The organism is Microbacterium sp. AC132 (assembly GCF_979258525.1).
This window is the reverse complement of sequence record NZ_OZ409862.1, coordinates 2,859,656-2,878,867: the sequence shown is the minus strand read 5'-3', so window position 1 is coordinate 2,878,867 and position 19,212 is coordinate 2,859,656. Positions and strand designations below refer to the sequence as shown.

The window sequence follows — 19,212 nt, the reverse complement described above, 5'->3', positions numbered from 1 at the left end:
CTCCGGCGCATCGCACGGGGATCACCCGGATGCACCGTGAACAGTCGTCATGGTCCGTCCACGGCGCGGGGCGAGTGGCCACGTGCACCACTCGCCCCGCGCTGGAACTCGATGAATTACGGGGAGTTCGGGGACTCCACCGTGATGTCGCCGGCGATGATCTGCTCCTGCAGAGCCGAGATCTCGTCGAGCAGTCCGTCGGGCAGGTCACCCTCGAAGGAACCGAAGCCCGAGAGCTTCACACCCTCGTTCTCGAGCGTGCCGACGTAGGGAGCCGGGTCGAAGTCGCCCTCGGACGCGGCGATCGTCGCATCCTCGACCGCGACGTCGATGGCCTTCATGATCGAGAAGAGAGTGACGTCCGCCACGCTCTCATCGGCGACGGCGAGGTCGCTGTCGACACCGACGAGGAGCGTGTCCTTGCCGCTGTCCGCGATAGCGGCCGCCGCGCTCTGGTAGATCGGTCCGCCGACGGGAAGGATGACGTCGACGCCCTGGTCGAGCACGCCCTGAGCGGTCTGCTTGGCCGTGTCGTTGGCGTCGAAGCCACCGGTGAACGAGCCCTTCTGCGTGGCGGTGTCCCAGCCGAAGACCTCGACGGCGCCCGACTTGTCCTCGTTGTACTTCTCGACACCGAGCTGGAAGCCGTCCATGAACACGGCGACCGACGGGATCTGCATCCCGCCGAAGGTGCCGACCTTGTTCACGCCGGACTCAGCCGACCAGCCGGCAGCGGCGTATCCGCCGAGGTAGGCGGCCTGAGCGGTGTCGAAGACGAGGGGCTTGATGTTCGGGGCATCGGTGGTGCCGTCGAAGTCGTTGTCCGCGTAGTCGTCGATGATCGCGTAGTTGATCTCGGGGTTCGCCAGCGCCGACTCGACGGTCGCGGCCGACAGCTTGAAGCCGACGGCGACGATGAGCGAGCAGCCTTCCGAGACGGCGGTCTCGAGGTTGGGCGCGTAGTCGTTGTCGTTGGCCGACTCGAACTCGAGCGGCTTGACGCCGAGCTCGTCAGCGGCACGATCCATGCCCTCCTTGGCGGACTGGTTGAACGACTTGTCGTTCCAGCCGCCCGCGTCCGAGACGAGGCAGGGAAGGAAGTCGGACTCAGCCTCGCCGCCGCCGGTGCCGCCCGATTCGGTCGGAGCCTGGCCGCAGCCGGCGAGTGCGAAGACGACGCCAGCGGCGATGGTTGCGCCGAGCAGCTTCTTGGTGGTGGAGATGGTCAACTCATGCCTCCTGAACGGTGCCGCGGCCCTCGCGGATCGCTCAAAGTTACCTAGTGTTTCGACTTTTGTGCACGTGCGAGGGCGAGGCGCTGACGAATGGTTACAAACCTGAAACCAAGACAGCCGATGAGCGGCGACCCCTGCTCATCAGAGCACGTCGCCCCGTCCGGTCAGCTTCAGGGACTCCACCACGCCCTTCACGCGCTGCGCGTGCTGCACCGTCGTCACGAGCAGAGCGTCAGGTGTGTCGACCACGACGATGTCCTGCACGCCCACGAGGCTGATCACCCTCGATGTCTGACTGACCAGGATGCCGCTGGCCGCGTCGGAGAGCACCCTGGCGTTCGGGCCGAGCACGGCCAGATCGTTCTTGCGCCCGTTCGTGATGAGCTTGGTGAGGGAGGCGAAGTCCCCGACGTCGTCCCAGTCGAAGTGTCCAGGTACGACTGCGAGGCGTCCGCGACGTGCCGCCGGCTCGGCCACCGCATAGTCGATCGCGATCTTCTTCAGTCCCGGCCAGATGCGATCGACCGCAGACCCCCGACGATCGCGATCGTCCCAGGCTTCGGCGAGTTCGATCAGGCCGGCGTGGAGTTCCGGCTCGTTGGCCGCGAGTTCGTCGAGGAGGACGCTCGCCTTCGCGATGAACATGCCCGCATTCCAGAGGTAGCCGCGATCCGCGATGTACGCCTGAGCCGTGGCGAGGTCGGGCTTCTCCACGAAGCTCTCGACGAGGGCTGCCTCGCGCGCGCCGTCGACGACCAGCTCCGGCCCCTTCTTGATGTAGCCGAAGCCGACGGCCGGCTCGGTCGGCGAGATGCCGATCGTGCAGATGTACCCCTCGCGCGCGACCTCCACGGCGTCGCGCACGGCGAACTCGAACACCCGCGTGCCGCGGATCACATGGTCGGCGCTGAAGGATCCGATGATGACGTCGGGATCACGGCGGTGCAGGATCGCCGCGGCGAGGCCGATCGCAGCGGCGGACTCCCGCGGCTCGGACTCGAGGAAGACGTTCAGATCCGGTATTCCGGGCAGTTCGGCCTCTACCGCGGCCCGGTGAGCCCGGCCGGTGACGACGGCGATGCGATCGGCGCCGGCCAGTGGCTCGAGCCGGTCCCAGGTGTCCCGGAGCAGCGAGTGCCCCGAGCCGGTCAGGTCGTGCAGGAATTTCGGCGCGTCCGCGCGGGACAGAGGCCACAGCCTGCTGCCGATGCCGCCGGCGGGAATGACGGCGTAGAAGTCCTCGATAGGTTCGCTCACAGAGTCAGGGTATCCCGACGAAACCTCTCGACATCGAGACACTTAGGCTCGCCTTCGTCGCCCGCACCCGTCACACGGGAATAGGATGGTGTCCGATCGGCCGTGCCTGACGACAGCAGGCTCACGCTTGGAAGACGCATCGCACGCGACCGAGTCACATCGATCCAGGGAGGACGACCGTGTCCACAAGCGCTCGCTTGACACCGTCGATTTCGGAAACCACTTCCAAGACGCCGCGCGGCACCCTCTACCGGGGTCGCGAGGGCATGTGGTCGTGGGTGCTTCACCGCATCACCGGAGTCGCCATCTTCTTCTTCCTGTTGGTGCATGTGCTCGACACTGCACTCATCAGGGTGTCGCCCGAGGCCTACAACGCGGTCATCGGAACCTACAAGAACCCGATCATGGCCCTCGGCGAGGTCGTGCTGGTCGCAGGCATCGTGTTCCACGCGATGAACGGCCTCCGCATCATCGCCGTCGACTTCTGGTCGAAGGGCGCGAAGTACCAGCGTCAGCTGTTCTGGGGCGTGCTCCTCGTCTGGGGCATCATCATGGCCGGCTTCGTGCCGCGTCACCTGATGCTCGCGTTCGCCGGCTTCGGAGGAGGACACTGATGGCCGCTCAGACCGTCGCCGCGCCCATCCGCCGTCAGCGCGGCTTCAACCTCGAGAAGTGGGGCTGGGTGTTCATGCGCGCCTCGGGCGTCGTGCTCGTCGTGCTGATCTTCGGCCACCTCTTCATCAACCTGATGGTCGGCGAGGGCATCCATGCCCTCGACTTCGCGTTCATCGCGGGCAAGTTCGCCACGCCGTTCTGGCAGTGGTGGGACGTCCTGATGCTGTGGCTGGCACTGATCCACGGCGCCAACGGCATGCGCACGATTGTCAACGACTACGTGACGAACAACACCGCTCGCAAGGCGCTGACCTGGGCCCTCGGCCTGGCCGCGGCGCTGCTCATCATCCTCGGCACCCTGGTCGTCTTCACCTTCGACCCGTGCCTCGGCGTGACCGAGTCGAGCACACTGTGGGAACAGTGCCAGACGCTGGGCAAGTAGAAGAGAAGGCATACGAGAAGTGACTACCGAGACCCAGGATTCCGTCGTGCGCGACGGCGTGCATTACCACCAGTTCGACATCGTCATCGTGGGCGCCGGCGGCGCCGGCATGCGAGCGGCCATCGAGGCCGGCTCCGGCGCGAAGACCGCGGTCATCTCCAAGCTTTACCCCACTCGCTCGCACACGGGTGCGGCGCAGGGCGGCATGGCGGCGGCGCTGGCCAACGTCGAGGAGGACAGCTGGGAGTGGCACACCTTCGACACGGTCAAGGGCGGCGACTACCTCGTCGACCAGGATGCGGCGGAGATCCTCGCCAAGGAGGCGATCGACGCGGTCATCGACCTCGAGAACATGGGTCTCCCCTTCAACCGCACGCCCGAGGGCAAGATCGATCAGCGTCGATTCGGCGGCCACACCGCCGAGCACGGCAAGACCCCGGTACGCCGGGCCTGCTACGCCGCTGACCGCACCGGCCACATGATCCTGCAGACGCTCTTCCAGAACTGCGTCAAGCTCGGCATCAACTTCTTCAACGAGTTCTACGTGCTCGATCTGCTCACGGTGAAGGATGCCGACGGCAAGACCCAGGTCTCAGGCGTCGTCGCCTACGACCTCTCGACGGGCGAGCTGCACGTGTTCCAGGCCAAGGCCGTGATCTTCGCGACCGGCGGCTTCGGCAAGATCTTCAAGACGACCTCCAACGCCCACACCCTGACGGGTGACGGAGTCGGCATCGTCTGGCGCAAGGGCCTCCCCCTCGAGGACCTCGAGTTCTTCCAGTTCCACCCGACAGGTCTCGCCGGCCTCGGCATCCTCCTCACCGAGGGAGCGCGAGGCGAGGGCGCGATCCTGCGCAACGCATCGGGCGAGCGCTTCATGGAGCGCTACGCTCCGACCATCAAGGACCTCGCGCCTCGTGACATCGTCGCGCGCTGCATGGTCCAGGAGGTCGCGGAGGGCCGCGGTGCCGGCCCGCACAAGGACTACGTGCTGCTCGACTGCACCCACCTCGGCGCAGAGGTCCTCGAGACCAAGCTGCCCGACATCACCGAGTTCGCACGCACGTACCTCGGCGTCGACCCGGTCGTGGAGCCGGTTCCGGTCATGCCGACCGCGCACTACGCGATGGGCGGCATCCCCACCAACAACGCCGCCGAGGTGCTCGCCGACAACACCACCGTCGTGCCCGGCCTCTACGCGGCCGGCGAATGCGCGTGCGTCTCGGTGCACGGCGCCAACCGGCTCGGAACCAACTCGCTGCTCGACATCAACGTGTTCGGCAAGCGCGCAGGACGCAACGCGGTGGAGTACGTCAAGACCGCCGAGTTCGTGCCGCTGCCCGAGAACCCCGCGGCATTCGTCTCCGACATGCTCGAGGGCCTGCGCAACAACCAGGGCACCGAGCGCATCGCCGTCCTGCGCAAGGCGCTCCAGGACGAGATGGACAAGGGCGCGCAGGTGTTCCGCACGCACGACTCGCTCGAGCACGTCCTCGGCGTGATCGCCGAGCTGCGCGATCGCTACAAGAACGTGCACGTCGACGACAAGGGCAAGCGGTTCAACACCGACCTGCTCGAGGCTGTCGAGCTCGGCTTCCTCCTCGACATCGCGGAGGTCGTCGTCTACGCGGCCCAGAACCGTGAGGAGAGCCGTGGCGGCCACATGCGCGACGACTTCCCCACGCGTGACGACGAGAAGTACATGCAGCACACGATGGCCTACCTGACGGGTGACCCGCACTCCTCCACTCCGAGCGATCACATCAAGCTCGACTGGAAGCCGGTCGTCTTCACGAAGAACGAGCAGGGCGAGTTGAACTACCCGCCGATGGAGAGGAAGTACTGAGCATGTCGAACGCCATCGCCGAAGCTCCCGCGGACACGACGGAGGAGACGGGCATCCAGTCCTTCATCGTCACGTTCAACATCCGCCGGTTCGATCCCGAGATCGACTCCGAGCCGCACTGGGTCGACTACGACGTGGAGCTCTACTCCACGGACCGCGTCCTCGACGCACTGCACAAGATCAAGTGGGAGGTCGACGGGTCGCTGACGTTCCGGCGCTCGTGCGCCCACGGCATCTGCGGCTCCGACGCCATGCGCATCAACGGCCGTAACCGCCTCGCCTGCAAGACGCTGATCAAGGATCTCGACATCTCGAAGCCGATCTACGTCGAGGCGATCAAGGGTCTGCCTCTCGAGAAGGACCTCGTCGTCGACATGGAGCCTTTCTTCGCGTCGTACCGCGAGGTGCAGCCGTTCCTCGTCGCGAACTCGGTGCCCGAGAAGGGCAAGGAGCGCGTCCAGAGCATCGCCGATCGCGAGATCTTCGATGACACCACCAAGTGCATCCTGTGCGCCGCATGCACCTCGTCGTGCCCCGTCTTCTGGACCGACGGACAGTACTTCGGACCGGCGGCGATCGTGAACGCGCACCGGTTCATCTTCGACTCCCGCGATGACAATGCGGCGGTCCGTCTCGACATCCTCAACGACAAGGAGGGCGTCTGGCGCTGCCGCACGACCTTCAACTGCTCCGAGGCGTGCCCCCGCGGCATCGAGGTCACGAAGGCCATCGCCGAGGTCAAGCAGGCGGTCCTGCGCGGTCGTCCCTGACCCCGTCGCCGACCTGAGAACGGGCGGGCACCCTGATGGGTGCCCGCCCGTTCTCGTCGCTTGGATAGGGTGAGGACGTGTCCGAACACCACGCCGCCCCCGAGCCCCGTCGCCTGGACGCGGCCGTGGAGAGGGCGACCGCTCTGACCCAGCGCACTCTGGGCCTGTTCCCCGTGCGTGTCTGGCGTCATTTCCTGCAGCACAACGGATTCCTTCTCGCTGCCGGGGTGAGCTATCAGGCCCTCTTCGCGATCTTCGCGGCTGTGTACCTCGCCTTCGCCATCATCGGCATCTGGCTCGGTGGCAGCACGGAGGCGGTCGACGGTCTGATCGTCATCATCAACAGCTACGTTCCCAATCTGATCCTCGATCAGGGCGGGGTGTTCACCCCGGATCAGGTGAAGGAGATCGCCGCGAGCACGGCCAGCCTCCTGGGAGTGACAGGTCTCATCGCCCTCGGCACGGTGATCTGGACCGCGATCGGGTGGGTGACCTTCTCACGTCGCGCCACGAGGGACATCTTCGGCCTCCCTCCGGACACTCGCAGTTACGTGATCCTCAAGGCTCGGGATCTTCTCGCCGCGCTGATCTTCGGCGTCTCGCTCATCGTGGGGTCGATCCTCAGCTCCGCCAGCGCGGCGATGCTGAGCTGGCTCCTGAGCCTCCTCGGCTGGGACTCGGGATCCGACGGGCTGAACCTCAGCATCCGCATCGGCACGGTCATCGTGTCGTTCGTCCTGATGTCCTCCGCTCTGGCCGCGATGGTGCGCTTCCTCACGGGGACGACGCTCCATTGGCGCACGATCTGGCCCGGCGCGATCCTCGGCGGCGCCGCGATGACGGTGCTGCAGTACGGTGCAGGGTTCCTCCTGAGCTACACGCCCTCCAACCCGCTTCTGGCCACGTTCGCGATCTTCATCGGCCTGCTGCTGTGGTTCCGGGTGAACGGGGTGGTGATGCTCGTGGCATCGTCATGGATCGCCGTCGCCGCCCAGGACCAGGATCTGCCGCTGCTGGCTCAGTCGGAGGCCGAGCGTCGGATCGTCGAGCATGAGACCCTGCTCATGGCCGCCCGCATCCGCGTCCGCGACGCGCACGCGGCACGCGACACCGCACCCTGGTACGGCGTATGGGGCGCGCGTCGAGCCGTGCAGGCGGCGGAGCGGGAACTGGCGGAGCTGGAGGCGTCCGCGCCCCCGCCCGTCGACACCGCGTCGCCACTCGCGCAGCGGCTGCTGGCCGAGCTGCAGCGGACACGCGATGTCGGTGGCGCTCGTTAGGCTGGAACCATGCCTCATCTGCGAATCGCCACGGTCAATGTCAACGGGATCCGAGCGGCGGCTCGCAATGGCATGAGCGCGTGGCTCGACGCGGCAGACGTCGACGTCCTCACTCTGCAGGAGGTCCGCGGCCAGGACGAGCATCTCGAAGCGGCCTTGCCCGGATGGACGTTCGTGCACGACGAGGCGACCGCCAAGGGTCGCGCCGGCGTGGCCATCGCCAGCCGGCTGCCGGCTCTCGCCTCGCGCACCGACTTCGGCGATGCCGACTTCGACTCGAAGGGTCGCTGGATCGAAGCGGACTTCCTGATCGGCGACCGCCCTCTCACGGTCGTGAGCGCTTACGTGCACAGCGGCGAGGCCGACACTCCGAAGCAGGAGGAGAAGTGGAAGTTCCTCGACGCGTTCGGTGACCGGCTGGCCGAGCTCGGCGCGGACGACGGGGCACTCGCGCTCGTCACCGGGGACCTGAACGTGGGCCACCGCGAACTCGACATCAAGAACTGGCGCGGCAACCGCAAGAAGGCGGGATTCCTCCCCCGTGAGCGGGCGTACTTCGACAGATTCCTCGGAGCGGCGGGTGAGACCGTCGAGGGCGTCGACGGCTCGACCGGCACCGGTCTCGGCTGGGTCGACGTGGGCCGGGTGTTCCACGGCGAGGTCGAGGGGCCGTACACCTGGTGGTCGATGCGCGGGCAGGCGTTCGACAACGATTCCGGGTGGCGCATCGACTACCACCTCGCCACTCCGGCTCTCGCCGAACGGGTCACTGCCTATCACGTCGCCCGCGCGGCCGCCTATGACGAGCGCTGGAGCGACCATGCTCCGGTGGTCGTCGATTACACCTACTGAACAGCAGGCGGCGCCCGGGTTCGGACGGACCCGGTTCGCGCGGTCCGGCACGACCGGCGCCGCCTAGGATTGATGTCGTGACGAAACCTCGCCTTTACTCAGGAATGCAGCCCTCCGCCGACTCGCTTCAGATCGGCAATTACATCGGAGCGCTCCTGCAGTGGCGGGATCTGCAGAGCTCGTACGACGCATACTTCTCCGTCGTCGATCTGCATGCGCTCACCGTCGCACAGGATCCCGCCGAGCTGCGCGAGAAGACCCGCCGCACCGCTGCTCAGTACATCGCCGCCGGCATCGAGCCCTCCCTCTCGACGCTCTACGTGCAGTCTCACGTCCGCGCGCACGCCGAGCTGGCCTGGATCCTGTCGACGATCACCGGTTTCGGAGAAGCCGGTCGCATGACGCAGTTCAAGGACAAGTCAGCGCGCTACGGAGCGGATGCCACCAGCGTCGGTCTCTTCACCTACCCGGTGCTGATGGCAGCTGACATCCTGCTGTATCAGACCGATGTCGTGCCGGTCGGCGACGACCAGAAGCAGCACGTCGAGCTGACCCGCGACCTCGCCGAGCGTTTCAATTCCCGTTTCGGGGACACGTTCGTCGTGCCCCGCCCCGTGATCCAGAAGGACACGGCGCGCATCTACGACCTGCAGAACCCGACGTCGAAGATGTCGAAGTCCGCCGAGAGCGATGCGGGAGTCCTCTGGATGCTCGACGACCCGGCGAAGTCGGCGAAGAAGATCATGCGGGCCGTCACGGACAACGAAGGATCGGTGCGCTTCGACCGCGACACCAAGCCCGGCGTGTCCAACCTGCTGACCATCTACGCCGCACTGTCGGGACGTCAGGTTCCGGCGATCGAGGATGAGTACGCGGGCCGTGGTTACGGGGACTTCAAGAAGGGACTCGCCGAGGTCGTGGTGAACGAGTTCGAGCCGATGCGTGCCCGCGCGCTCGAGCTGCTCGACGACCCTGCTGAACTCGATCGGATCCTCGCGCAGAACGCCGCGCGTGCGGATGCCGTCGCCGACGCCACTCTCGGAGCGGTCTACGACCGGGTCGGACTGCTTCGTCGCGTCTGACCTGGCCAGCCATAGGATGGGGGCGTGACTGATCCGCAGCAGCCCCCGTCCGGTGCCGTCCCCCCTGTGCCTCCCGCGCCCCGATCGGCCGACGAGCAGCAGCAGTTCGCGCCGCCCGTGCCGCCAGCGCCCGCTGCGTATTCCTCGACTCCCCCGGCGCCGCCCGCATACCAGAGCGCTCCCCCGGCCTATCAGGGTGCGCCGCCCGCATACCAGAGCGCTCCCCCGGCCTATCAGGGTGCTCCGCCCTCGTACCAAGGCGCTCCCGCACCGCAGGCGGCTCCTCCCGGCGCCTATCAGGTTCCGGTCGGAGGCTACGCAGCGCCCGCGGGCGCATACCAGGCACCGGTGATCGCGGAGAAGAAGTCAGGGCTGCTCGGCATCCTGGCTCTGGTCCTGGCGATCGTGGCAGCCGTGGTCACACCGATCGTCGCCGGCATCATGGGCTTCGAGATCGGACGTCGTCTTCCGGGCGGTCTCGACACGACGGCACCGGACTTCCTGTCGATCCTCTCTCCCGCGAGGGACCAAGTCCTGTGGGCGGAGATCTCGTTCTGGACGGGGACCATCCTCGGCATCGCCGCCATCGTCATCGGCATCATCGCCATTCGCAAGAAGCAGGCGCGCGGTGCGGGCATCGCGGCCCTCGTGGTCGCCGTGCTCGGCCCGATCATCTTCTGGGTCGTGCTGCTGGTGACACTGTCGACGGGAACGGCGACCGGCTTCCTGCCGTAGCCGCGGGGCACGCGACGGGTGCACCGCCCCGTGTCTCACCGTGGAGCGTGGTGCTTCTGCTGAGCGGCGAGCAGTCCGTCCTCGACGAGCAGCTCGACCGCGTCCGCCGCGTCGGACACGAGTATGGGCAGGTTCGCACGCTCGTCCTTGCCGAACGGCGAGAGCACCCAGTCCGCGGGGTCCTGGCGCCCCACCGGTCGACCGATGCCGACCCGCACCCGCGGGAAATCCGGAGTGGTGATGGCACGGGCGATGTCTCGGACGCCGTTGTGCCCGCCGTGGCCTCCGCCGATCTTGAGCTTGACGGTGTCGAACGGGATGTCGAGCTCATCGTGGACGACGATGATCTGCTCCGGCGGCACCGAGTAGAACCGCGCCAGGGCGGCGACCGGCGTCCCGGACACGTTCATGAACGTGTTCGGCTTGGCGAGCACGAGCTTGTCGCCGCCCGGGCGCAGCCAGGTCTCGACGACGCGCGCGCCGCCCTTGTGCTCCCGAAAGTTCTCGCCGCGGCGTGATGCGAGCTCATCGACGACCATCTGGCCGATGTTGTGACGCGTATCCGCGTATCGGGGGCCGGGGTTGCCGAGTCCCACCACGAGCCAGGTGGATGCCATGTGGTCGTCCTCTCGGAATGCGGGCCCTTCGCGGTGCCCGGGTCAGAATACGACAGAGGGGGCGCGATATGCTCGCGCCCCCTCTGTGTTGCAGTCAGCTGTGCGCTGCGCCTGCGGAGATCACTCCGCGGCGGGAGCCTCCTCGGCGGCAGCCTCGTCGGCGCCGGCCTCGTCCTCTTCGAGCGACTCCTCGGCCGGGATCGAGATCGCGACGACGAGAACCTCGGGGTCGGTCAGCAGCGTCGAGCCCTTGGGGAGCTTGACCTCGGCGGCGGTGATGTGCGTGCCGTCCTCGAGACCCTCGACCGAGACCTCGACGTTCTGCGGAAGATGCGTGGCCTCGGCCTCGATCGACAGCGTGTTCGCGTCCTGGTTGACGATCGTTCCGGGAGCCGACTCTCCGGTGACGACGACGGGAACGTCGATCGTGACCTTCTCGCCCTTGCGGACGACGAGCAGGTCGATGTGCTCGATGATCTGGTGCACCGGGTCGCGCTGGACGTCCTTGACGAGGGCGAGCTGGTCCTTGCCGTCGATGTCGAGCTCGAGCAGAGCGTTCGCACGGCGGATGATCAGCGAGACCTGGTGGCCGGGCAGTGCGACGTGCACCGGGTCGGTGCCGTGGCCGTAGATCACGGCGGGGATCTTGCCTGCGGCGCGCAGACGACGGGCGAAGCCCTTGCCGAAGCTCTCGCGGAGCTCGGCCTTGACCTTGGTGTCTTCAGACATGGGGTTCTCCTTCGGGGCACGCAGCGATAGCTACGCGGTGGTCTTGGAATTGTTCTCGAACGCAGACACGTGAGGAAAGCCACCGGCTTGCTTCGCCGCGTCGATAACGGATGCCAGCGCACGCGCAGAAGCATCCCTCGCCGAGGTACTCCTCTCATGGTACCGGATGAGCCGGTAGGCTGAGAACACCGATCCTCTCTCTGCAGAACACGGAGTTCTCTCATGCTCGACGGCGTCTTCTTCTCCCACGCGATCGCCTGGCTCATCGGCGCGATGACCGTGTGCGCCGCAGGCTTCACCTTCGCGGCCCTGTTCTCCCTGGGGCGCTCGGGATACCGCAAGGACTGACCTCCTCGCGTCCGTCACCACCCGTCACACGGGAGCACCACCCCGGACGCCGCGATAATCTGGGAGCATCCCCTTCTTCTCGATCTAGGAGCCATCTGTGCCCGAAGCATCAGCGAACATCGGAGTCGTCGGACTCGCCGTCATGGGTTCGAACCTCGCCCGCAACCTCGCCAGCCGCGAGGGCAACACGGTGGCGATCTTCAACCGCAGCTACGAGAAGACCGCGACGCTCGTCTCTGATCACCCTGAGGCCGGCTTCATCCCCGCCCAGACCTACCAGGAGTTCGCCGACTCGCTGCAGAAGCCGCGCACCGCGATCATCATGGTCAAGGCCGGCGGCCCGACGGACGCCGTGATCGACTCGCTGGTCGAGGTCTTCGAGCCGGGCGACATCATCGTCGACGGCGGCAACGCGTACTTCCCCGACACGATCCGCCGCGAGAAGGCGGTCCGTGAGACCGGAATCAACTTCGTCGGCGCCGGGATCTCGGGCGGCGAGGAGGGCGCACTCACGGGCCCGTCGATCATGCCCGGCGGCTCGGACGAGTCGTGGATCACCCTCGGCCCGATCCTCAAGTCGATCGCCGCGATCGCCGAGGGCGAGCCGTGCGTCACGCACGTCGGCCACGACGGTGCCGGACACTTCGTCAAGATGGTGCACAACGGCATCGAGTACGCCGACATGCAGCTCATCGCCGAGGCCTATGACCTCATCCGCCGCGGCACGGGCAAGTCGCCCGCCGAGATCGCCGAGATCTTCGCCGAATGGAACAAGGGCGAGCTCGAGTCGTACCTGATCGAGATCACCGCAGAGGTGCTGCGCCAGGTCGATGCCGAGACCGGCAAGCCGCTCGTCGACGTCATCCTCGACCAGGCCGGAGCCAAGGGCACCGGAGCGTGGACCGTCCAGACCGCGCTGTCGCTCGGCGTTCCCGTCTCCGGCATCGCCGAGGCCACGTTCGCCCGCTCGCTGTCGTCGCACCCCGAGCAGCGCGAGGTCGCCGGAGCCCTCCCGGGCCCGGACGAGGAGTTCGTCGTCGCCGACGAGGCCGCTTTCATCGAGGACGTCCGTCTCGCGCTCTACGCATCGAAGATCGTCGCGTACTCGCAGGGCTTCGACGAGATCCGCGCGGGCGCTGCCGAATACGGCTGGAACATCGACCTGGGCGCCATCAGCAAGATCTGGCGCGGCGGCTGCATCATCCGTGCGCAGTTCCTCAACCGCATCGCCGACGCATACGCGGCAGAGCCCGGTCTTCCCGTGCTGCTGACGGCTCCGTACTTCACCGAGGCGATCACGCGCGCTCAGGCGCCGTGGCGTCGCGTCGTGGTCGCGGCGGCACAGGCCGGCATCCCGGCTCCGGCGTTCTCGTCGTCGCTGTCGTACTACGACGGCATCCGCGCCGACCGCCTCCCCGCAGCCCTCGTGCAGGGCCAGCGCGACTTCTTCGGGGCGCACACCTACAAGCGCATCGACAAGCCGGGCACCTTCCACACGCAGTGGTCGGGCGACCGCACCGAGATCGAAGCCGAAGACACGCACTGAGCGCGTCGCAGACATGACGAAGGCCCCGGCGATTCCGCCGGGGCCTTCGTCATGTCTCACCGGGTGATGTCCTGCACCGTGCCCTTCGCCAGCCGAAGGCGTCTGGTGGCCCGGCGCGCCACCGCCGAGTCGTGAGTGACGACGATCATGGTGATCCCTTCCGCGCACAGCCCCTGGAGCAGCGTGAGGATCTCATCGCGCATGCTCTCGTCGAGGTTGCCTGTGGGCTCGTCCGCGAGCAGCACGCGGGGTCGCTTCACGATCGCCCGCGCGATCGCCACACGCTGCTGCTGACCGCCCGACAGCTCGGTGGGCAGGTGGTCGCCGCGGTCGGCGAGCCCGACGTGAGCGAGAGCCTCGGCGACGCGACCCGTCCGTTCGGTCCGGCTCAGGTCAGTGGGCTCGAGGGCCATGTCCACGTTCTCGGCCGCCGTCAGCGTGGGGATGAGATTGAACCCTTGGAACACGAAGCCGATCTCTTGGGCACGGATGCGGCTGAGCTCCCTCGCGGATGCCGACGCCAGCTCGATGTCACCGAGCTTCAACGAGCCGGAGGAGGGCTTGTCGAGCGCGCCCAGCATCTGCAGGAGAGTCGACTTGCCCCCTCCGGTCGGCCCCTGGATGGTGACGAACTCACCGGGAAGGATCGTGAGGTCGACCCCCGTGAGCGCCTTCACCGTGCGTCCCTTCTGCGTGTACGTGCGAGTGACACCCTGCGCGCGGTACAGCGGCGCCGCGGCATCCGTGCCGCTCGCGGAAGGGGCGATGTCTGCGATGGTCATGTCGTATCTCCTTGTCGTGCGATGGGTGATCGAGCGTCCGTCAGGCGACGGAGCGCAGTGCCTCTGCCGGGCTGAGGCGGGCCGCGCGCCAGCCTCCGAATGCTCCTGCCACGAGACCGCCGAGCACGGCGAGGCCGACCGCGGCGACCAGCACCCACGGTGTGAACGGTGCGTGCAGCACGATGTCGGCCGCCTGTTGCGTCTGGAACATGTCGCCACCTCCGGTGGGCCCGCCGCCCATCCCGCCGGGGCCACCTTCCGCAGTGCTCGCGGCAGCAGCCGCGACGGTCGGCTTCACGAGATCGATCACAACGATGCCGGCGATGCCGAGTGCGAGCCCCACGACGCCACCGATCAGTCCCTGGACCATCGACTCGCCCGCGACCTGGCGCACGACGCGACCGTTCGACCAGCCGATCGCCTTGAGCGTGCCGAACTCGCGGGTGCGGCGCGAGACGCCGGACAGCGTCAGCAGCACCGAGAGCAGCACGGCCACGGCGAGCACGATGATCGACAGCCAGGTGCCGAGGTTCGTGATCAGCGACGTGGCACCGGACAGCGAACCGGAGACGGTCGCGGCGAGCTCGGACTGCGACGTGATCGTCGCGTCGGGCAGCTCGTCTGCGAGGGCCGCCTGCACCGTGTCGATCGACGATGCCGACTCGGCTTGCACGTACACCGTGGAGACGACGTCTCCGGCGCCGGAGAGATCCTGCGCCGTGTCGAGGGGCAGATAGACGTCGGCAGCGGTGTCGGCGGAGTCCGCGGTGGAAGCCACGATCCCCACGATCTCCACATCGGAGCCTGCGACGTCGATGGTGTCGCCGACGGCGATCTCGTTCGTGGTCGCGTAGGTCGCGTCGACGAGCGCGACGAGTGCCCCGGCGTCTTCCGTGTCGAGAGCCCGGCCATCGCTGACCTCGACCGAGGCGAGTGGACCCACTGACGTCACGGCCGGGTCGATGCCGAGCACGGTGAATGAATCGACGCCGAACGAGCCTCCACCCGTGCCACCCGCTCCGCCTTGCGGCGGCGCCTGACCCTCGGCCGGCGCAGTGCCCTCTGTCGTGGCGTCCTGCTCACCGAACCCGCCGCTGGGCAGCTCGCCCGAGAACGTCGAGTTCGTGAGGCTGAGAGCAGCGGATGCCGCCGTCACGCCATCCGTCGAGGTCACCGTGTCGAGCACGGACGCGTCGAGCGTGCCGCGCATGAAGTCCGTCATGAGAGTCGACTGGCTCAGTGTGGTCGTGTCGCCCTCGGTCGCGCCGTCCTCCGAGCCGAAGTCGAAGCGCTGCCCGCCGCCCTCCCCCGGTTCCGCCGCGGCACCGGTGACCGTGAGGTCGGTGCCCACGCCGTACACCGATTCCAGCGCCTGCGCCTGCGCATCCCGAACTCCTGCCGTGAGGGCGTTCACGATGATCACCAGGGCGATCGCGATCGCGAGTCCGATCGCGACGATCATGGTCTGCTTCTTGCGGCCCGCCAACTCGCGCCGTAGATATGTCCCGTACATGTGTCTCCTTCTGCCGCGCCGTTCGCGGGGCCGATGTCGACGCTAAAGACCGGACTTTTGCGAGATCGAGGGACCGATGATGAGAAGGCTATGGGTGCTTTCTCACAGGCGACGCATAGCGCACTCCATAGAAACCCCATAGGTGATTCCGCAGAATGTACTCATGAGCACCGATCTTCCCGAACTGCGCCGCCCCGACGGCTCCCCCCTGCGCATCCTCGCCGTCGACGACGAGCAGATGCTCACCGACCTGCTCGCGATGGCTCTGCGGATGGAGGGCTGGGAGGTGCGCACGGCGTCGTCCGGCCTCGAAGCTCTGCAGGTCGCGCGCGAGTTCGAACCCGACGCTCTCGTGCTCGACATCATGATGCCCGACCTCGACGGCATGGCCGTTCTGCGGCGCCTCCGCGAGTCGGGCAGCCTCGTGCCCGTGCTGTTCCTGACCGCGAAGGATGCCGTGGGCGACCGCGTCGCCGGCCTCACCGCCGGCGGCGACGACTATGTCACCAAGCCGTTCAGCCTCGAAGAGGTCATCGCACGTCTGCGCGCGATCATCCGTCGCACGGGACATGCGACCGCCGACGACGGTCAGTCGATCCTCCGCGTCGCCGACCTCACCCTCAATGAGGACAGCCACGAGGTCATGCGCGATGGCACCGAGATCGAGCTGACCGCGACCGAGTTCGAGCTGCTCCGCTACCTCATGCGCAACGAACGCAGAGTGCTGTCGAAGGCGCAGATCCTCGATCGCGTATGGAGCTACGACTTCGGCGGCAAGTCCTCGGTCGTGGAGCTGTACATCTCGTACCTCCGCAAGAAGATCGACGCCGGACGCACCCCGCTGCTGCACACCGTGCGCGGTGTCGGCTACATGATCAAGGCGCCTCAGTGAGCAGCACGGGGATGGCCAGACGGCCGATGAGTCTGCAGACACGGCTGATGACAGCCGTGATCGGCTTCGTCTCGCTCATCCTCGTGATCGTCGCCGTGATCACCAGTGCGCTGCTCGGCAGCACGCTCGAACGGCAGCTCGAGGATCGCCTGCACAGCTACTCGAATCAGGTGACGCAGTGGGTCAGCCGGGTACCGGCCCAGTTCGCGAACATGGACAACATCCTCGAGATCAACGATGCGCGGGTTCCGGGACTCCTGCTGGCGGTGTCCAGCACGGAGGGTGGCACCAGCGGCGTGCTCTTCCCCGACACCAAAGACGAGTGGGGCGGCGTCCCGCAGAAGTTGACCAGCGCGGACCTCGAACGGATCGACGCAGCACTTGCCGGCCAGCCCAGCGCCACCGTCGCCCTGGACGACTTCGGTTCGTACATGGTCTTCGCGAAGCAGGCGCCCAACGGTGTGAATGTGGTCACCGGTCTCCCCCGGACCGAGATCCAGAATCAGCTGGCCACACTGCTCACCGTGATCGCGCTCGCAACGATCGGCGGTCTGATCCTCCTCGCTCTCACGACGGCGATCACGATCCGCGTCGGACTGAGACCGCTGCGTGCGGTCGCCGCGACGGCGACGCGGGTGGCGAACCAGCCCCTCGACCGCGGAGAGGTGCAGATCACCGAGCGGGTGCCTGCCGCGGAGGCCGATCCGCGGACCGAGACGGGTCTCGTCGGCTCCTCCCTCAACAAGCTGCTCGACCATGTCAACGCCTCTCTCGCCTCCCGTCAGAAGAATGAAGAGCGGATGCGTCGGTTCGTCGCCGACGCGAGCCACGAGCTGCGCACACCTCTGTCGTCGATCCGCGGCTACTCCGAGCTCTCTCTGCGTGCGCTGAAGCAGCAGGGCGGAGAGGCGGCCGTCGAGAGCACCACGACGTCGCTCGAGCGCATCCAGGCCCAGTCCCTGCGCATGACGCGCCTGGTGGAGGATCTGCTGCTGCTCGCCCGTCTCGACGAGGGACGAGAACTCGTCTACGGCACCGTCGATCTGACGCAGCTCGCGCTGGAGGGGCTCTCCGACGCGCGCCCGACCGCAGCCGACCACCACTGGAACATCGAGGCGCCGGACGAGCCCATCGTCATCGTCGGCGATGCCGGCCGCATGCACCAGGTCGTCGCGAACCTGCTCGCGAATGCGCGGACGCACACGCCTGCCGGTACGTCGATCACCCTCAGCGTGGCCCGCGAAGGCGACGAGGCCGTGCTGCGCGTGCACGACAACGGCCCGGGCATCGACCCCGGGGTGCGAGAGGAGCTCTTCGCACGCTTCGCCCGCGGTGACAGCTCCCGCGCCCGCCAGACCGGCGGCACGGGGCTCGGACTGGCCATCGCGAAGGCGATCGTCGAAGGACACGGCGGTCACCTCACGGTCGACAGCGAGCCCGGAGACACGACCTTCAGCGTGCGGCTCCCGATCAACCCGGCGGCCGCCTCGGACTGACCGCGTCTTCGTCTCCCCTCGGTCCCGCAGAGCCGTCTGCGGGACCGAGGCACTTCTGCACGGCGAACCGACGACTTCGGTCCTGCTACCGTGCTCTCATCCTCCAGACGGTGAAGCAGACGACCGCACGGACCCACGACTTCTCTTCTGCACAGGTCGGGCTATCAGCCGATGCCTTCCACGACCCTCGATTCCGATCCGTCCCCCGCCTCAGAACGGGCAGGATCGATCAGATGCCGACCGCCGCACACGTCCTCTCTCACCTGGGTGATCTGGCCAGGGGTACGACTCTTCGCCAGTTCGGGCTGAGCAGACGGATGCTCTCGTCAGCCGTTCGCGACGGCACGATCACTCGCGTCCGCAACGGCGTGTTCGCGACGCCATCCGCTCCCGCCGACGTTCTCACCGCTGCCGCGCACGGAGGCGCGCTGACCTGCTCTCGTGCACTGCGCTGCACGGCATCTGGACGCTCGAAGACGATACGAATCCGCATGTCTGGCTCGGCACTCACGGCCGAAACCACCACATCGCATGCACCTGCACCGGCCATTACTTCGACGGACGGACGGTTCTCGGCCTCGCTCCCCTCGAGGACGCCCTTGTTCACGTCTATCTCTGCAAGGGCGATGAGTCGTTCTTCGTCTCGATCGAGTCGGCCCTGCAGCTGCGCAAGATCGGAGCGGCAGGCCGCGCCCGCATCCGATCCTGCCTACCGGCGAAGGCTCGGTGGCTGGTCGATCTGGCTCGGACGGATGCCGACAGCGGCCTCGAGTCGCTGCTTCGTCTTCGGCTTCACCTACTCGGGATCCATCTCGAGTGTCAGGTCGACATACCTTCGGTCGGACGCGTCGACTTCGTGCTCCATGAGCTGCTCATCCTCGAAGCCGACGGGGCGGAGAATCACGACAGCGCATCGCACCGCCATCGAGATCTGCTGCGCGATGCGGAGGCATCCAGGCAGGGATATGAGACGTTGCGCTTCGACTACGCGATGATCGTCCACGACTGGCCGGTCGTGGAAGCCGCCATCCTTGCGGCCGTCGATCGCCTTCGCGCACGCATCTGACGTACCGGTTGCAGGACCAAGGCACGAATGCAGGAGGGAATCAGGAAAACCACCCCGCAGAACGTGCCTGGGTCCTGCAACCGGCACAGGACGACCCACCCCCGCGATC

Annotated in this window: 19 protein-coding genes; 13 read left to right on the top strand and 6 right to left on the bottom strand. The window is 67.1% G+C overall.

Going from position 1 to position 19,212, the window contains the following annotated elements:
* Window positions 1-116 precede the first annotated feature (116 nt).
* The gene (locus ACZZZQ_RS13820; RefSeq protein WP_053097021.1) at window positions 117-1,229 is read right to left on the bottom strand and encodes a BMP family lipoprotein; all 1,113 of its coding nucleotides are present in this window, start codon (window positions 1,227-1,229) and stop codon (window positions 117-119) included.
* Between the two features lie 147 nt (window positions 1,230-1,376).
* Window positions 1,377-2,492, bottom strand: coding sequence for a mannose-1-phosphate guanylyltransferase (locus ACZZZQ_RS13815; RefSeq protein ID WP_053097023.1), 1,116 nt, complete (start codon window positions 2,490-2,492; stop codon window positions 1,377-1,379).
* A gap of 179 nt (window positions 2,493-2,671) precedes the next feature.
* On the opposite strand from ACZZZQ_RS13815, the gene sdhC reads away from it, so the two are divergent.
* The 8 genes from sdhC to ACZZZQ_RS13775 all read left to right on the top strand — a co-directional run bounded on the left by sdhC (window position 2,672) and on the right by ACZZZQ_RS13775 (window position 10,114).
* Window positions 2,672-3,106, top strand: a complete 435-nt coding sequence (gene sdhC / locus ACZZZQ_RS13810) for a succinate dehydrogenase, cytochrome b556 subunit (protein WP_072591539.1) — start codon at window positions 2,672-2,674, stop codon at window positions 3,104-3,106.
* On the top strand, window positions 3,106-3,549 hold the full coding sequence (locus tag ACZZZQ_RS13805) for a succinate dehydrogenase hydrophobic membrane anchor subunit (protein WP_053097025.1): 444 nt from the start codon (window positions 3,106-3,108) through the stop codon (window positions 3,547-3,549). Before sdhC ends, ACZZZQ_RS13805 begins: the two co-directional genes overlap by 1 nt.
* A gap of 19 nt (window positions 3,550-3,568) precedes the next feature.
* Window positions 3,569-5,395 carry a succinate dehydrogenase flavoprotein subunit gene (sdhA, locus tag ACZZZQ_RS13800; protein ID WP_053097027.1) on the top strand — a complete coding sequence of 609 codons (1,827 nt, stop codon included), beginning with the start codon at window positions 3,569-3,571 and terminating at the stop codon, window positions 5,393-5,395.
* Window positions 5,396-5,397: 2 nt separating this feature from the next.
* Complete coding sequence (locus ACZZZQ_RS13795) at window positions 5,398-6,165, top strand: succinate dehydrogenase iron-sulfur subunit (RefSeq protein WP_053097029.1); 768 nt, start codon at window positions 5,398-5,400, stop codon at window positions 6,163-6,165.
* 77 nt (window positions 6,166-6,242) lie between these two features.
* The gene (locus tag ACZZZQ_RS13790) at window positions 6,243-7,445 is read left to right on the top strand and encodes a YihY/virulence factor BrkB family protein (RefSeq protein WP_463507772.1); all 1,203 of its coding nucleotides are present in this window, start codon (window positions 6,243-6,245) and stop codon (window positions 7,443-7,445) included.
* A 9-nt stretch (window positions 7,446-7,454) separates the two neighbouring features.
* Window positions 7,455-8,297 carry an exodeoxyribonuclease III gene (locus ACZZZQ_RS13785; protein ID WP_072591540.1) on the top strand — a complete coding sequence of 281 codons (843 nt, stop codon included), beginning with the start codon at window positions 7,455-7,457 and terminating at the stop codon, window positions 8,295-8,297.
* A gap of 77 nt (window positions 8,298-8,374) precedes the next feature.
* Window positions 8,375-9,379, top strand: coding sequence for a tryptophan--tRNA ligase (gene trpS, locus ACZZZQ_RS13780; RefSeq protein ID WP_463507771.1), 1,005 nt, complete (start codon window positions 8,375-8,377; stop codon window positions 9,377-9,379).
* Window positions 9,380-9,403: 24 nt separating this feature from the next.
* Window positions 9,404-10,114: a hypothetical protein gene (locus tag ACZZZQ_RS13775; RefSeq protein ID WP_463507770.1), complete on the top strand. Its 711-nt coding sequence runs from the start codon at window positions 9,404-9,406 to the stop codon at window positions 10,112-10,114.
* A 35-nt stretch (window positions 10,115-10,149) separates the two neighbouring features.
* On the opposite strand, the gene pth is transcribed toward ACZZZQ_RS13775, so the two are convergent.
* Together pth and ACZZZQ_RS13765 are read right to left on the bottom strand one after the other, a co-directional pair.
* Entirely contained in the window at window positions 10,150-10,731 is a 582-nt protein-coding gene (gene pth, locus ACZZZQ_RS13770) for an aminoacyl-tRNA hydrolase (protein WP_072591542.1), read from the bottom strand.
* A 120-nt stretch (window positions 10,732-10,851) separates the two neighbouring features.
* The gene (locus tag ACZZZQ_RS13765; protein WP_053097039.1) at window positions 10,852-11,460 is read right to left on the bottom strand and encodes a 50S ribosomal protein L25/general stress protein Ctc; all 609 of its coding nucleotides are present in this window, start codon (window positions 11,458-11,460) and stop codon (window positions 10,852-10,854) included.
* 222 nt (window positions 11,461-11,682) lie between these two features.
* Between ACZZZQ_RS13765 and ACZZZQ_RS13760 the strand changes: the two genes are divergently transcribed.
* Both ACZZZQ_RS13760 and gndA read left to right on the top strand, forming a co-directional pair.
* Window positions 11,683-11,808: a hypothetical protein gene (locus tag ACZZZQ_RS13760; RefSeq protein ID WP_256381367.1), complete on the top strand. Its 126-nt coding sequence runs from the start codon at window positions 11,683-11,685 to the stop codon at window positions 11,806-11,808.
* A 97-nt stretch (window positions 11,809-11,905) separates the two neighbouring features.
* Window positions 11,906-13,354, top strand: coding sequence for an NADP-dependent phosphogluconate dehydrogenase (gndA, locus tag ACZZZQ_RS13755; protein WP_053097041.1), 1,449 nt, complete (start codon window positions 11,906-11,908; stop codon window positions 13,352-13,354).
* A gap of 56 nt (window positions 13,355-13,410) precedes the next feature.
* Here the strand turns inward: gndA and ACZZZQ_RS13750 are convergent, their stop codons facing one another.
* Together ACZZZQ_RS13750 and ACZZZQ_RS13745 are read right to left on the bottom strand one after the other, a co-directional pair.
* On the bottom strand, window positions 13,411-14,136 hold the full coding sequence (locus ACZZZQ_RS13750; RefSeq protein WP_400342036.1) for an ABC transporter ATP-binding protein: 726 nt from the start codon (window positions 14,134-14,136) through the stop codon (window positions 13,411-13,413).
* Window positions 14,137-14,176: 40 nt separating this feature from the next.
* Window positions 14,177-15,649 carry an ABC transporter permease gene (locus ACZZZQ_RS13745; protein ID WP_463507769.1) on the bottom strand — a complete coding sequence of 491 codons (1,473 nt, stop codon included), beginning with the start codon at window positions 15,647-15,649 and terminating at the stop codon, window positions 14,177-14,179.
* A gap of 163 nt (window positions 15,650-15,812) precedes the next feature.
* Between ACZZZQ_RS13745 and ACZZZQ_RS13740 the strand changes: the two genes are divergently transcribed.
* From ACZZZQ_RS13740 to ACZZZQ_RS13730, 3 genes are all read left to right on the top strand, one after another.
* Window positions 15,813-16,541 (top strand): response regulator transcription factor, encoded by a 729-nt coding sequence (locus ACZZZQ_RS13740; RefSeq protein WP_056280043.1) that lies wholly within the window; start codon window positions 15,813-15,815, stop codon window positions 16,539-16,541.
* 26 nt (window positions 16,542-16,567) lie between these two features.
* Window positions 16,568-18,037 (top strand): sensor histidine kinase, encoded by a 1,470-nt coding sequence (locus ACZZZQ_RS13735; RefSeq protein WP_372984181.1) that lies wholly within the window; start codon window positions 16,568-16,570, stop codon window positions 18,035-18,037.
* Window positions 18,038-18,419: 382 nt separating this feature from the next.
* Window positions 18,420-19,103 (top strand): endonuclease domain-containing protein, encoded by a 684-nt coding sequence (locus ACZZZQ_RS13730; protein WP_463508099.1) that lies wholly within the window; start codon window positions 18,420-18,422, stop codon window positions 19,101-19,103.
* The last annotated feature ends 109 nt before the right edge of the window (window positions 19,104-19,212 follow it).

What these genes read in the sequence shown, in the direction of transcription:
- ACZZZQ_RS13740 (WP_056280043.1), top strand. Translation starts at nt 15,813, where the DNA reads ATGAGCACCGATCTTCCCGAACTGCGCCGCCCCGACGGCTCCCCCCTG.
- ACZZZQ_RS13795 (WP_053097029.1), top strand. Translation starts at nt 5,398, where the DNA reads ATGTCGAACGCCATCGCCGAAGCTCCCGCGGACACGACGGAGGAGACG.
- ACZZZQ_RS13750 (WP_400342036.1), bottom strand. Translation starts at nt 14,136, where the DNA reads ATGACCATCGCAGACATCGCCCCTTCCGCGAGCGGCACGGATGCCGCG.
- ACZZZQ_RS13735 (WP_372984181.1), top strand. Translation starts at nt 16,568, where the DNA reads ATGAGTCTGCAGACACGGCTGATGACAGCCGTGATCGGCTTCGTCTCG.
- pth (WP_072591542.1), bottom strand. Translation starts at nt 10,731, where the DNA reads ATGGCATCCACCTGGCTCGTGGTGGGACTCGGCAACCCCGGCCCCCGA.
- ACZZZQ_RS13765 (WP_053097039.1), bottom strand. Translation starts at nt 11,460, where the DNA reads ATGTCTGAAGACACCAAGGTCAAGGCCGAGCTCCGCGAGAGCTTCGGC.
- ACZZZQ_RS13760 (WP_256381367.1), top strand. Translation starts at nt 11,683, where the DNA reads ATGCTCGACGGCGTCTTCTTCTCCCACGCGATCGCCTGGCTCATCGGC.
- ACZZZQ_RS13745 (WP_463507769.1), bottom strand. Translation starts at nt 15,649, where the DNA reads ATGTACGGGACATATCTACGGCGCGAGTTGGCGGGCCGCAAGAAGCAG.
- ACZZZQ_RS13785 (WP_072591540.1), top strand. Translation starts at nt 7,455, where the DNA reads ATGCCTCATCTGCGAATCGCCACGGTCAATGTCAACGGGATCCGAGCG.
- ACZZZQ_RS13805 (WP_053097025.1), top strand. Translation starts at nt 3,106, where the DNA reads ATGGCCGCTCAGACCGTCGCCGCGCCCATCCGCCGTCAGCGCGGCTTC.